At 71.4% G+C, this 13263-nt stretch carries 12 protein-coding genes; 11 read left to right on the forward strand and 1 reads right to left on the reverse strand.

Annotated elements, in window-relative coordinates; translation table 11 throughout:
• Positions 1–39: 39 nt before the first annotated feature.
• The 4 genes from ASD35_RS02455 to ASD35_RS02470 are packed head-to-tail and all read left to right on the forward strand — an operon-like array spanning position 40 to position 4523.
• Positions 40–723, forward strand: coding sequence for an ABC transporter ATP-binding protein (locus ASD35_RS02455; RefSeq protein WP_056873304.1), 684 nt, complete (start codon positions 40–42; stop codon positions 721–723).
• Positions 724–727: 4 nt separating this feature from the next.
• Entirely contained in the window at positions 728–1999 is a 1272-nt protein-coding gene (locus tag ASD35_RS02460) for a TolC family outer membrane protein (protein ID WP_082579825.1), read from the forward strand.
• Complete coding sequence (locus ASD35_RS02465) at positions 1999–3306, forward strand: ABC transporter permease (protein ID WP_056873306.1); 1308 nt, start codon at positions 1999–2001, stop codon at positions 3304–3306. The genes ASD35_RS02460 and ASD35_RS02465 overlap by 1 nt, the downstream gene beginning before the upstream one ends.
• Positions 3306–4523: an ABC transporter permease gene (locus ASD35_RS02470; RefSeq protein ID WP_056873307.1), complete on the forward strand. Its 1218-nt coding sequence runs from the start codon at positions 3306–3308 to the stop codon at positions 4521–4523. Before ASD35_RS02465 ends, ASD35_RS02470 begins: the two co-directional genes overlap by 1 nt.
• Before the next feature lie 112 nt (positions 4524–4635).
• On the opposite strand, the gene ASD35_RS02475 is transcribed toward ASD35_RS02470, so the two are convergent.
• Positions 4636–5463: a DUF6279 family lipoprotein gene (locus tag ASD35_RS02475; RefSeq protein ID WP_056873308.1), complete on the reverse strand. Its 828-nt coding sequence runs from the start codon at positions 5461–5463 to the stop codon at positions 4636–4638.
• 188 nt (positions 5464–5651) lie between these two features.
• On the opposite strand from ASD35_RS02475, the gene ASD35_RS02480 reads away from it, so the two are divergent.
• From ASD35_RS02480 to glcE, 7 genes are all read left to right on the forward strand, one after another.
• Positions 5652–6137: a TIGR02281 family clan AA aspartic protease gene (locus tag ASD35_RS02480; RefSeq protein WP_056873309.1), complete on the forward strand. Its 486-nt coding sequence runs from the start codon at positions 5652–5654 to the stop codon at positions 6135–6137.
• Positions 6134–7045: a TraB/GumN family protein gene (locus ASD35_RS02485; protein ID WP_056873310.1), complete on the forward strand. Its 912-nt coding sequence runs from the start codon at positions 6134–6136 to the stop codon at positions 7043–7045. The genes ASD35_RS02480 and ASD35_RS02485 overlap by 4 nt, the downstream gene beginning before the upstream one ends.
• A 30-nt stretch (positions 7046–7075) precedes the next feature.
• The gene (locus ASD35_RS02490; RefSeq protein WP_056873311.1) at positions 7076–7852 is read left to right on the forward strand and encodes a PhaM family polyhydroxyalkanoate granule multifunctional regulatory protein; all 777 of its coding nucleotides are present in this window, start codon (positions 7076–7078) and stop codon (positions 7850–7852) included.
• A gap of 39 nt (positions 7853–7891) precedes the next feature.
• Positions 7892–8773, forward strand: coding sequence for a LysR substrate-binding domain-containing protein (locus ASD35_RS02495; protein ID WP_056873312.1), 882 nt, complete (start codon positions 7892–7894; stop codon positions 8771–8773).
• Positions 8774–8972: 199 nt separating this feature from the next.
• Complete coding sequence (locus ASD35_RS02500; RefSeq protein WP_056873313.1) at positions 8973–10631, forward strand: L-lactate permease; 1659 nt, start codon at positions 8973–8975, stop codon at positions 10629–10631.
• Between the two features lie 56 nt (positions 10632–10687).
• A complete protein-coding gene (locus tag ASD35_RS02505; protein WP_056873314.1) occupies positions 10688–12181 on the forward strand; it encodes an FAD-linked oxidase C-terminal domain-containing protein in 1494 nt (497 codons plus the stop codon).
• Positions 12178–13257 carry a glycolate oxidase subunit GlcE gene (glcE, locus tag ASD35_RS02510; RefSeq protein WP_056873315.1) on the forward strand — a complete coding sequence of 360 codons (1080 nt, stop codon included), beginning with the start codon at positions 12178–12180 and terminating at the stop codon, positions 13255–13257. The genes ASD35_RS02505 and glcE overlap by 4 nt, the downstream gene beginning before the upstream one ends.
• Positions 13258–13263: the final 6 nt, after the last annotated feature.

Raw genomic sequence — 13263 nt, forward strand, 5'->3', positions numbered from 1 at the left:
CAAAGCTAACCGCCAATCCGAGTGAACAGGACACCCACCATGCTCCAGATGGAAAAACTGCAGAAGGTCTATCGCACCGAAATGGTCGAGACCTACGCCCTGCGCGACTTCAACCTCACGGTAAACGAGGGCGAATTCGTCGCCGTGACCGGGCCGTCCGGCTCCGGCAAGACGACCTTCCTCACCATCGCCGGCCTGCTGGAGGCCTTCAGTGCCGGCAGCTACAAGCTCGACGGCATCGACGTGAGCCGCATGGGCGACAACGAACGCTCGCGCATCCGCAACCAGAAGATCGGTTTCATCTTTCAGGCGTTCAACCTGATCCCCGACCTGAACGTGCTCGACAACATCGAGGTGCCGCTGCGCTACCGCGGTTTCGGCGGTGCCGAGCGCAAGAAGCGCGCCGCCGATGCGCTGGCCCGCGTGGGCCTGTCGGCCCGCGGCCGGCACTATCCCGCCGAGCTGTCGGGCGGCCAGCAGCAGCGCGTGGCCATCGCCCGCGCGCTGGCCGGCGAGCCGCGCCTGCTGCTGGCCGACGAGCCCACCGGCAACCTCGACAGCGCGATGGCGCGCAGCGTCATGGAGCTGCTCGAAGAACTGCACCGCGACGGCGCCACCATCGTCATGGTCACGCACGACCCGCAGCTCGCCGCGCGCGCGCAGCGCAACGTGCACGTCATCGACGGCCAGGTCGTCGACCTCGCGGCCGAGCTGGCCGCTTGATCCCATGCGGCGACTGATCCTCGTTCTCGCGTTGCTCGTGGCCGCCACGGCCCGTGCCGATGACCTGCTGCAGGTCTGGGCCCAGGCGCGCGCGGCCGACCCGCTGCTGCGCCAGGCCGCCGCATTCAGCGGCGCGCAGGACGCATCGGCCCGCGAGGCGCGCGCGGCGCTGCTGCCGCAATGGAGCGTGCAGAGCAGCGAGCTGCGCGAGAGCGGCGGCGCGCGCTGGCACACCACCACGAGCAGCATCAGCCAGCCCCTCGTCGACCTCGCCGCGCTGCGCGAATGGGACGCCAGCCGCAGCCAGGCCTCGGCACAGGCCGCGCGCCTGGCAGCCGCCGAGCAGGCCGCCCGCGCGCGCGTGGCCGAAGCCTATTTCGGGCTGCTGTCCGCCGAGGCCCAGCTGGCCACGGCGCGCGCCAACGAGGAGGCGTTCGCCCGCCAGGTCAGCGAGGCCGAGACGCGCTTCAAGGCCGGGCTGTCGGCGCAGGTCGAGGCCGACCAGTCGCGCGCCTACCGCGAGCTGGCGCGCAGCAACACGCTGGCGGCCGAGCTGAACCTGGCCGACGCCCGCGAGGCGCTGGCCCAGCTGACCGGCGCGCCGGCCCCCGCGCTGCAGCCACTGCGCCGCGCGCTGGCGGCCCAGCCGCTGCCCGATGACGCCGAGGCCTGGGCCCAGCGGGCGCTGCAGGCCAACCCCGAATTGCGCGCGCTGCAACTGGACGTGCAGGCCGGCGAGCAGCGCATCTCGGCGGCGCGCGCCGGACACCTGCCTCGCTTGAGCGTGGGCGTGGACACGACGCGCCAACGCGGCGACGGCGTGCCCGCGCTGGACGCCGGCCGCACGCCCACGCAGGTCGCGCTGCGCCTGACCGTGCCGCTGTTTGCCGGCGGCGCCACGGCTGCCGCGGCCGACCGCGCGGGCTTCCAGCGTGATGCCGCGCGCGAGCAGCTCGAAGCCGGCCGGCGCGCCGTGCTGCGCGAAGTGCGCGCGCAGCACCTGGCCGTGGGCCAGGGCGCCGTGCAACTGCGCGCCGCGCAGGCGGCCGTGGAGGCCGCCGAGCGTGCGCTGGAGGCCACGCGCACCGGCCTGACGCTGGGCACGCGCAGCACCACCGACCTGCTGCTCGCCATCCAGACCCTGGCCGGCGCGCAGAACGCACAGACCCAGGCCCGCCACCGCCACGTGCTGGCGCTGCTGGCGCTGAACCAGGCCGCCGGCTCGCTCGGCGACGCTGAACTCGCCGCCGTCAACGCCCTCTTGGAGAACCGCTGATGTTCCTTCACTACCTCGAACTCGCCTGGCGCAACATCCTCGCCGCCAAGGGACTCAGCGCGCTGATGGTGCTGGCGCTGGCACTGGGCATCGGTGCCTGCATGACGACGCTGACCGTCTACCACGTGCTGTCGGGCGACCCGATCCCGCACAAGAGCACGCGCCTGTTCAATGTGCAGCTGGATGCGTCCGACATGGTCGGCTGGCGGGCCGGCGACGAGCCCACCTTCGACCTGACCCGCTTCGACGCCACGGCGCTGCTGCGTGACAGGAAGGCACTGCGCCAGGCCATGTCCAGCGGCTTCAACACGGCCGTGTCGCTGCCGGATGCGCAGACCAAGCCGGTCTTTTCCAGCACGCGCTACACGACGGCCGATTTCTTCGCGATGTTCGACGCGCCCTGGCAGCACGGCGGCGGCTGGAGTGCGGCCGACGACGAAGCCGAGGCGCGCGTGGCGGTCATCTCCGCAGCGTTGAACGAGAAGCTCTTCGGCGGCGCCAACAGCGTGGGCAAGGAGATCATCGTGCGCGGCCAGCCGCTGCGCGTGATCGGCGTGCTCAAGCCCTGGCACGTCAAGCCGCATTTCTGGGACCTGACGCTCGGCAGCTACATCGAGACGGAGGACTTCTTCCTGCCGTTCTCCACCGCCATGGCCATGAAGATGGGCCATTGGGGCAACACCGACTGCTGGGCGCGCGGCGCCGCGGGCGGCAGCTCGTACGACCTGAACGCGGCCTGCGCCTGGGTGCAGTACTGGGTGGAATTCGCCCGGCCGGAGGACGCCGCGGCCTACCGCGACTACCTGGTCGCCTACTCCGAGGCCCAGCGCAAGGCCGGCCGCTTCGAGCGCCCCACCAACGTGCGCTTGCGCAACGTCATGCAGTGGCTGGACGCGCAGAAGGTGCTGCCGGCCGACGTGCGGTTGCAGACCTGGCTGGCCTTCGGCTTCCTGGCCGTCTGCATCGTCAACATGGTGGGCCTGCTGCTGGCCAAGACGCTGCGCCGCAGCGGCGAGATCGGCGTGCGCCGCGCCTTGGGCGCCACGCGCGGCGACATCTTCCGGCAGTTCGTCGTCGAGGCCGGCGTGCTGGGCCTGGCCGGCGCCCTGCTGGGCCTGTTGTTCGCGCAGGGCGGGCTGTGGCTGGTGCGCCAGAGCCCCAACGACTACGCCCGCCTGGCCGAGCTGGACGCCCCGATGCTGGCCCTCACGCTGGGGCTGGCCCTGCTGGCCAGCCTCATCGCCGGCCTGCTGCCGGCCTGGCGCGCGGCCCTCGTCACGCCGGCGGTTCAGCTCAAGGTGCAATGATGAAAGACCTCGCCCCCATCCTCTCCACCTTGCGCCGCCACCGGATTGCGGCGGGCCTCATCGTGCTGGAGGTGGCGCTGACCTGCGCCATCGTCACCAACGCGCTGCACCTCATCCAGACGCGCGTCCAGGCGCTCAACGCCGACAGCGGCCTGGCCGAGTCGGAGCTCGTCGTGCTCAACCTGCGGGACAGCAAGCCGCCGCCGCGCGAACGCACCGCCGGCATCGTGGCCGAGGACATGGCGCGGCTGCGTGCACTGCCGGGCGTGAAGGCCGCGACGTCGTCCAACCAGATCGTCTACGGCAACAACAGCAACAACAGCGGCGTGACGCTGGAGCCCGACAGCAAGGGCCTGCGCATCGTCGCGTCGCAGTACGCGGCCGACGACCAGCTGCTGCCCACCTACGGGCTCAAGCTGCTGGAAGGGCGCAACTTCACGCCCGACGAGGTGCTGGACAGCTTCCAGGTCTTCAGCGTGCCGCAGCCGAGCATTCCGCAGGTCATCGTCAACAAGGTGCTCGCCGACAAGCTCTTCGCCGGCCGCTCGGCGCTGGGACAGGTCATCTATGTCTTCGGCAGCGCGCCGTCGACCATCGTCGGCGTGGTGGAGACACTGACGCACCCGCAGCTGCACCGCGCGCGCAGCGAGGGCGGCGCGGCCATGATCTTCCCGCTGCGCGGCGGCGGCAACTACGTGCTGCGCGTCGACCCCGCCCAGCGCGACGCGCAGATCAAGGCCGCGACCGCCGTGCTGGAAGCCGGCGACAAGGGCCGCGTCGTCACCCAGGGTCGGCCGCTGACCGAAATGCGCGCCGAGTTCTACGCCCAGGACCGTGCGATGGCGTGGCTGATGGGCGGTGTCTGCGTGGCGCTGCTGCTGGTCACGGCCATGGGCATCGTCGGGCTGGCGAGCTTCTGGGTGCAGCAGCGCACCCGCATGATCGGCACGCGGCGCGCTTTGGGCGCCACCGAGCGTCAGATCCTGCGCTACTTCCAGATCGAGAACCTGCTGCTGACGACCACCGGCGTGGTCATCGGCCTGGGCGGCGCGATTGCGCTGAGCCAGCTCCTGATGCAGAGCTACGAGCTGCCGCGCCTGCCCTGGGCCTACCTGCCCGCCGGCGCGTTGGCGCTGTGGCTGCTGGGCCAACTGGCCGTCTGGATGCCGGCGCGGCGTGCGGCGCGGCTGGCGCCGGTGGCTGCGCTGCGCGCCTGACGGCGGGCCGGCTCAGCGCCAGCCGCGCACGCGCCGGCGGCCCGTGGGGCGCTTTCCATGCCGCGCGGTGTTGCGGCGGGCCCTGTCGGCCGCTGTCAGCAGCGGCGCGCCGTCAGCCCTGTTGCAGGCTGCGCAGCTCGGCCTCCCATTGGCTCCAATGCTGGTGCACCTGCCGGCGCTGCTCGGGCGTGAGGCTGTTCAGCAGCTTGACCAGGCTGGCCATGACCTGGTCGCGGTAGGGCTGCTCGGCCGGCAGCGGCTGCAGGTTGCGCATCAGCAGGCCGGTGCCGCCGGCCAGGTCCTGGCGCGACCAGGCACGCAGGGCCTCCAACGTGCGCGCCTGGCGCGCGGCGCGGGCCTGGGCCATGGTCGGCAGGTCGAAGTGCCAGCCCTCGGCGTCGGCGCGGGCCTGCCTGCGCGCCGGGCGGTCCAGGTCGCCGAGCCAGCGCTGCAGGTTGTTCGTGTAGCGCTTGGCGCGTTCGTCCGGGCCGCCGCGGCCGGCATTTTTCTCGCGCCATTCCTCGGTCTTCTCGTCCATCTTTTTCTGCAGGTGCTGCCACTGCTCGGGCTTGAGCTCGGCCAGCAGCGGCGCGGCCAGCGGTGCGGCGTGCTGCAGGCTGCGCTCCACGCTGGCACGGGCGCCACGCTCCAGCGCCAGCAACTCGTCCTGCGTCACACCGTCGTCCAGCGCCGCCTGCGCCTGGCGCACCAGGGCCAGCCACTGTGGCAGCTCCTCGCGGCGGTGCCAGGCCTGCCAGGCCTGCAGCTTCTCCTTGAGGCGCCTTTCCTGGCCGCTGTCCAGGTCGAGGTAGCGGTCGGCCCAGAGACCGGCCAGCAGCGGCAGCTGGTTGTAGGCGAGCGTCAGGCTGGAGCAGCCGATGAGGGCCAGCAGAACTGCCAGGGAGAAAACGGCGGCGGTGCGCTTGAGCAACAGTGGCATGGGTTGGGGGAGCCTGGGCTTGCGCAGGCCCGGCAATCCGGATGCCCGCCAGCGCCGCGCGCTCAGTTGCGGACTGTGCGCCGCATCGCGAAACCGGCGAGGCGTGGCGCGGTCAGCAGCTTCATGGTGGTGATTCTGTGCCGCGCGGTTATCGTCGGCCCTCAAGCAAACCCTCGCCCTCTGCGTTCGTGTCCCACCCCGAGCTGCCTCACACCATCAAGCTGTTGACCATCTGGCTGCTGGTCGGCCTGGTCGTCTTCCTCGGCTTCAAGGCGTGGGAGCGCGAGCGCGAGGCCAGCCGCTTCAAGCTCGCCGGCCAGTCCATCGTGCTGATGCGCGCGGACGACGGGCATTTCCACTGGCCGGGCCGGGTGGGCGACATCGAGGTGGACTTCCTCGTCGACACCGGCGCCACGTCCACCGCGCTGCCGCAGGCGCTGGCCGAACGCGCCGGCCTCAAGCCGCTGGGCGCCGTGCGCACCCACACGGCCGCCGGCGCCGTGCACGGCTTTGCCGCGCGGGCCGACATCTCGCTGCAAGGCGGCGTCAGCGCCGACCGCCTGGCCGTCACCGTGCTGCCCAACCTCGGCGCGCCGCTGCTCGGCATGGACGTGCTGGGGCGCCTTCACTTCAGCCAGAAACCTGGCGAACTCCGCATCGAGCCCAAAGAATGATCCGCGCCCTCGTCCTGTCCGCGCTGCTTGCCGGCAGCGCCTACGCCGCCTGCCCGCCAGCGCCGGCGCAGCCCACCACCGACCAGGCCGCCGCCTGGGCCGCCCAGGCGCCGGACCGCGGCCCGCTGTGGCGCATCAGCCGCGGCGGCCACAGCAGCTACCTGTTCGGCAGCCTGCATGTCGGCAAGCCCGACTGGGCCTACCCCGGCCCGGCGCTGCGCAAGGCCTGGAGCGAAACCGAGGTGCTGGCCGTGGAGCTCGACCCGGCCGACGTCGGCCCCACACTGGCGGCGATGCAGCAGGCCGAGCCGCTGCCCGCGGCGATGGCCAGGCGCATCGACGCCCAGGCGCGCGCGGCCTGCCTGCCCGCCGGCGCGCTGAGCACGCTGCCGGCGATGCTGCAGGTCAGCACGCTGATGCTGATGGAGGCGCGCCGCGACGGCTTCGACGTGCTGTTCGGCCAGGACCTGATGCTGATGGCCCGCGCCAAAGCCGAGGGCCGGCCGGTGCAGTCGCTGGAGAGCGTGCAGGAGCAGCTGGCGGCGCTGGAGCCCACCGACGCCGAGCTGCCCGCCGTCGTCGACGGCTCGCTGCGCCAGTTGCAGCGCGGGCGCATGCGCGTGCCGCTGCGCAAGCTGGCCGGGGCCTGGTCGCGCGGCGACCTGAAGACGCTGGGCGCCTACCCGCGCTGGTGCGGCTGCGCCGACAGCCCGGCCGAGCGCGCCTGGCTCAAGCGCGTCAACGACGACCGCAACGTGCAGCTCGCCGCCCGCATCGACGCGCTGCACGGCGCCGGCCAGCGCCTGCTGGTGGCCGTCGGCGCGTTGCACATGAGCGGGCCCGAGGCGCTGCCCCGGCTGCTGGCCCAGCGGGGTTTCACCGTCGAGGCCGTGCACCCCGCGAAGTAGCATCGCGGCACTCAACGACGAGGAGACGTCATGACCGACAACAGCTTCACCAAGTTCGTGCCCGGTTTCGAATTCCTGCAAGGCCTCGTCAAGAACGCCGGCTCGGCGCTGCCGGGCATCGGCCAGTGGGTGGCACCGACGCTGAATCCGGAGGAACTGAGCAAGCGCATCGAGGAGTTGCGCACCGTGCAGTTCTGGCTGGAGCAGAACGCGCGCATGCTGGGCGCCACCATCCAGGCGCTGGAGGTGCAGCGCATGACGCTGTCGACGCTGCAGACCATGAACGTCCCGCTGGCCCAGCTGCGCGACAGCCTCAAGCTGCCGGAGGCGCCGGCCTGGCCCGCGATGCCGCCCGAGATCATGGCCGCCGCCGCACCGGTGGCGCAGGCCGCCGCCAGCACCGCGGTGAAGACGGCCACCAAGACGGCCTCCGCGGCCACCAAGGCCGTGAAGGCCACCGGCGATGCCGCCAAGGCCGCGGCCGCCAACCCGGCCGCCGTCGTCGACCCGACGCAGTGGTGGACGGCGCTGAGCCAGCAGTTCACGCAGCTGGCCACCTCGGCCATGAAGGACACCGCCACCGACGCGGCCAAGAACCTCGCCGGCACGCTGGTCAAGCAGAGCTTCGACGCCGCCAGCGACACGCTCAAGCGCGCGGCCAGCATGCCCGGCGCGGTGGTGGGCGGCGTGGCCAAGGGCCTGGCCGCTGGCGCCACTCCCAAGCCGGCCACCACGCCCAAGAAGGCGGCCAGGCCCAAGGCGGCGACCAAGACGGCGCCCAGGGCCGGCCGCAAGGCCGGAGGGTGACCGCCCGCGCCGGCCGCTGAGGGCGCCGCAGGATCACGCATGGCGCCGCCGCGCATCCCGCCCATCCAGTGCCTGCAGGCCTTCGAGGCAGTGGCACGGCTGCGCAGTGTCAGCGCCGCCGCCGAGGAGCTGGCCGTCACGCCCAGCGCCGTCAGCCACCGCATCCGCCAGCTGGAGTCGCAGCTCGGCTTCAAGCTTTTCTGCCGCGATTTCGCGCCGAGCGACGAGAGCCAGGCCTACCTGCCCCTGGTGCGCCAGGGGCTGGCAGCGCTGCAGAAGATCCCCGGCGCAGACGGCCCGCGCAGCCATGTCGCGCGGCTGCGCCTGGCCGTCACGCCCACCTTTTCGCGCCAGATCCTGCTGCCGCGCCTGGCGCTGTTCCGTCACGCCAACCCCGAGATCGAGCTGGTCATGCAGGTGGGCATCCCGCTGAGCGACCTCAAGTCGGAGGAGGCCGACCTGGAGATCCGCTTCGGCACCGGCGAGTATCCGGGGCTGGAGAGCCGGCGCGTGCTGACCGACGAGCTGACGCCGGTCTGCAGCCCCGACTATCTGCACGAGCACGGGCCGTTCGATGGCTTCGACAGCGTGGCCGACATCCGCCGCGTGCACCTGATCCGCAGCCCGCTGGCGCCCTGGAGCACCTGGTTCGAGGCCCACGGCCTGCACCTGGACGAGCCGCGCGTCGGCTCGCAGTTCAATGACCTGGGCCTGGTGCTGGACGCCGCGGCGGCGGGCTTCGGCGTGGCGCTGATGCGCATGAAGCTGGGTGCGTCGTGGCTGGACTCAGGGCGCCTGGTGCGCCTATCGCCGCGCACGGTGGCGTCGAGCTTCCATCATTACCTGTGCTGGAAGCCGGGGGCGCTCGAGCGCTGGGAGTGCGCGGCGTTCGTCGAGTGGTTGACGCGCGCGCTCGCGTGACTCGCCGGCCCTTCTGACCCGGCGCTGACGGCCCCTGTGGATGCGCGCCGGGGGCAACCCTGTGTCGGCTGCGCCGGTTGAAATTTCTTCACGCGACAGTCCACCAGGATTCACGCCGCATGCAGACCGGCGCCACGACCATCGCGCCCAGTTCCCGCCTTCACGGGCAGGCCAAAACATTCAAAAACTGGAGACGACGATGGTCTGGCAACAGGTCTACAACCCGTTCGACAACATGCTGCTCAGCACTGCCGTGGCCGCCGTGCCCGTGGTGGTCATGCTGCTCGGTCTGGGTGTCTTTCACCTCAAGGCCCACCTGGCGGCCGCGGCCGGCCTGCTGGCCGCTTTCGGCATCGCGGTGTTCGCGTTCGGCATGCCGGCCGGCATGGCGGGCCGTGCAGCGCTGCTGGGCGGGCTGACCGGCCTGCTGCCCATCGGATGGATCGTCCTGAACATCATCTTCCTGCACCAGCTGACCGAGAAGAACGGCAGCTTCAAGGTGCTGCAGGACTCCATCGCCGGCATCACCGAGGACCGCCGGCTGCAACTGCTGCTGATCGCCTTCGCCTTCGGCGCCTTCTTCGAGGGCGCTGCCGGCTTCGGCACGCCCGTGGCGGTGACCGCCGCCATCCTGATCGGCCTGGGCTTCTCGCCGCTGGCGGCGTCGGGGCTTTCGCTCATCGCCAACACGGCGCCGGTCGCTTACGGCGCGCTGGGCACGCCGGTCATCACGCTGGCCAAGGTGCATGGCTACGACCTCATGGCGGTGTCCGGCATGATCGGCCGCCAGTTGCCGTTCTTCTCGCTGCTGGTGCCGTTCTGGCTGATCTGGGCCTTCGCCGGCCGCAAGGCGATGTGGGAGATCTGGCCGGCCATCCTCGTGACGGGCCTGTCCTTCGCCATCCCGCAGTACCTGGTCAGCAACTTCATCGGGCCGGAACTGGTGGACGTCATCGCGGCCATGTGCTCCATGGTGGCGCTGGTCGGCTTCCTGCGCGTCTGGCAGCCGCGCCGCATCTGGACCTCGGTGTCGCTGAAGAACCATGAGCAGGACGGCGGCGCGGCCAAGCCCGCCCAGGCGCCGCAGGTGCACCCGCGCGCGGCCGTCATCAAGGCCTGGACGCCCTGGCTCATCCTGACCGTGTTCGTCTTCGTCTGGGGGCTGCCCGCCACCAAGGCGGCGCTCAACGGCGTGTTCGCGCCCAAGTTCCCCATCGAAGGCCTGCACAAGCTGGTGCAGAAGATCGCGCCCGTGGTGCCCACGCCCACCACCGAGGCGGCCGAGTACGTCTTCGGCCTGCTGTCGGCGACCGGCACGGGCATCCTGCTGGCGGCCGTCGTGGGCGGGCTGGTGATGGGCTACCGCTTCGGCGGGCTGCTGCGCTGCTTCGGCCAGACGGTGTGGCTGGTGCGCATGTCGCTGCTGACCATCGTGCTGATGCTGGCCCTGGGCACGTTGACCCGCTACAGCGGCCTGGACACGACGCTGGGCCTGGCATTCGCCAACACCGGCATGTTCTACCCCTTCTTCGGCACGCTGATGGGCTGGCTGGGCGTGGCGATGACCGGCTCGGACACGGCGAGCAACGTGCTCTTCGGCGGCATGCAGAAGGTGGCGGCCGAACAGCTGGGCCTCAACCCCAACCTGATGGGGGCGGCCAACAGCTCGGGCGGCGTGATGGGCAAGATGATCGACGCGCAGTCCATCGTCGTCGCGTCCACTGCCACGCGCTGGCACAACGGGGAGGGCCCCATCCTGCGCTACGTGTTCTTCCATTCGGTGGCGCTGGCCTGCCTGGTGGGCCTCTTCGTCACGCTGCAGGCCTACGTGCCGCCCTTTACCTGGCTGGTCCATTGACGAGGCGCTGCCGGCTACAGTTGGCCGGCTTTGAACGAGACCCTGGACAGGCCGCGATGAACGCCTCCATCGAAGACCCTGGCGTCCCCGGCGGCGCCCGCCTGCGGCAACTGGTGGCAGCCCTCTCACCCCTGCTGCCGCCGCATGCGCTGCTGCACCAGTCCGAGCAGACGACGCCTTATGAATGCGACGGCCTGACCGCCTACCGCCAGCGCCCGCTGGCCGTGGTGCTGCCCGAGACCGAAGGCGAGGTCGCTGCCGTGCTCAAGGCCTGCCACGCCCTGGGTGTGCCGGTGGTCGCGCGCGGCGCCGGCACGGGGCTGTCGGGCGGTGCGATGCCGCATGAGCTCGGCGTCACGCTTGCCTTGGCGAAGTTCAACCGCATCCTGTCCGTCGACCCGCTGGCCCGCACGGCGCGCGTGCAGTGCGGCGTGCGCAACCTCGCCATCAGCGAGGCCGCGGCACCCCTGGGCCTGTACTACGCGCCCGACCCCAGCAGCCAGATCGCCTGCACCATCGGCGGCAACGTCGCCGAGAACAGCGGCGGCGTGCACTGCCTGAAGTACGGCCTCACGCTGCACAACGTGCTGCGCGTGCGCGGCTTCACCGTCGAGGGCGAGGCGGTGGAGTTCGGCAGCGAGGCGCTGGACGCGCCGGGCCTGGACCTGCTGGCGCTGGTGATCGGCAGCGAGGGCATGCTGGCCGTCGTCACCGAGGTCACCGTCAAGCTGGTGCCCAAGCCGCGGCTGGCGCGCTGCCTGATGGCCAGCTTCGACGACGTGCGCAAGGCCGGCGACGCGGTCGCGGCCATCATCGCCGCCGGCATCATCCCGGCGGGCCTGGAAATGATGGACAAGCCGATGACGGCGGCCGTCGAGGACTTCGTGCACGCCGGCTACGACCTCACGGCCGAGGCCATCCTGCTGTGCGAGAGCGACGGCACGCCGGAAGAGGTCGCCGAGGAGATCGCACGCATGGAGGCCGTGCTGCGCGGCAGCGGCGCGACGGATGTGCAGGTCAGCGCCGACGAGGCCCAGCGCCTGAAGTTCTGGAGTGGCCGCAAGAACGCCTTTCCCGCGTCCGGCCGCATCAGCCCCGACTACATGTGCATGGACTCCACCATCCCGCGCAAGCACCTGGCCACCATCCTGCTCGACATCCAGCAGATGGAGAAGAAGTACGGCCTGCGCTGCGCCAACGTCTTCCACGCCGGCGACGGCAACCTGCACCCGCTGATCCTGTTCGACGCCAACGACCCCGACCAGCTGCACCGCTGCGAGCAGTTCGGCGCCGAGATCCTGGAGCGCAGCGTGGCGCTCGGCGGCACGGTGACCGGCGAGCACGGCGTGGGCGTCGAGAAGCTGAACTCGATGTGCGTGCAGTTCAGCGCCGAGGAGCGCGAGCAGATGCTCAAGCTCAAGGCCGCGTTCGACCCGGCCGGCACGCTGAACCCCGGCAAGCAGATCCCCACGCTGCACCGCTGCGCGGAGTACGGCCGCATGCATGTGAAGCGCGGGCTGTTGGCCTTTCCTGAGTTGGAGCGGTTTTGAAGCTGGCCGAACTGCAATCCGTCATTCGCCAGAGCGGTGCGTCGCGCACGCCGCTGCGCATCACCGGCCACGGCAGCAAGGACTTCTATGGCGAGGTGTCGACCGGCGAGCCGCTGTCCACGCTGGCGCTGGCCGGCATCACCGCCTACGAGCCCAGCGAGCTGTTCATCGGCGCGCTGGCCGGCACGCCGCTGGCCGACGTCGAGACCGCGCTGGCCGCCAACCGCCAGCGCCTGGCCTTCGAGCCGCCGCGCTTCGGTGGCCGCGGCACCGTGGGCGGCATGGTGGCCGCCGGCCTGTCCGGCCCCAGCCGCGCGGCGCTGGGTTCCGTGCGCGACCACCTGCTGGGCGCCGTGATGATCAACGGCCAGGGCGAGTTGCTGAGCTTCGGCGGCACGGTGATGAAGAACGTCGCCGGCTTCGACGTCAGCCGCGTGCTGGCCGGCTCGATGGGCATGCTGGGCCTCATCACGGAGGTCACGCTCAAGGTGTTGCCACTGCCCGCGGCCACCGCGACGCTGCGCTTCGAGTTCGACCAGAGCGCCGCGCTGATGGCCGTGAACCGCTGGGGCGGCGAGCCGCTGCCCATCGAGGCCAGCGCCTGGTGGGACGGCGCGCTGCTGCTGCGGCTGGCCGGCGCCCAGGCGGCCGTCGAGGCGGCCACGCGCAAGCTCGGCGGCGACCTCATTCCCGCCGACCTGGCAGCGCCGTTCTGGACCGGCCTGCGCGACCAGGGCGACGAGTTCTTCATCGGCGCCCAGCGTGCCGTGGCGGGCGGCGCGCGGCTGTGGCGCCTGTCGCTGCCCAGCACCACGCCCGAGCTGAAGTTGCACGGCGAGCAACTCATCGAATGGGGTGGCGCGCAGCGCTGGGTCGTCACGCCGATGGAGCCGCGGGCGTTGCGCGAAGCCGCAGCGGCGGTGGGCGGGCATGCAACGCTGTTCCGGTCGCTGGACAAGACGTGCGGCGTGTTCGCGCCGCTGAGCGCGCCGCTGGCGGCCATCCACCGGCGGCTGAAGGCGAGCTTCGATCCGAACGGCGTCTTCAACGCTGGCCGCCTCTACCCGAATCTCTGAGGACTT

Source organism: Pelomonas sp. Root1444 (assembly GCF_001426885.1).
Taxonomy (GTDB): Bacteria; Pseudomonadota; Gammaproteobacteria; order Burkholderiales; family Burkholderiaceae_C; genus Pelomonas.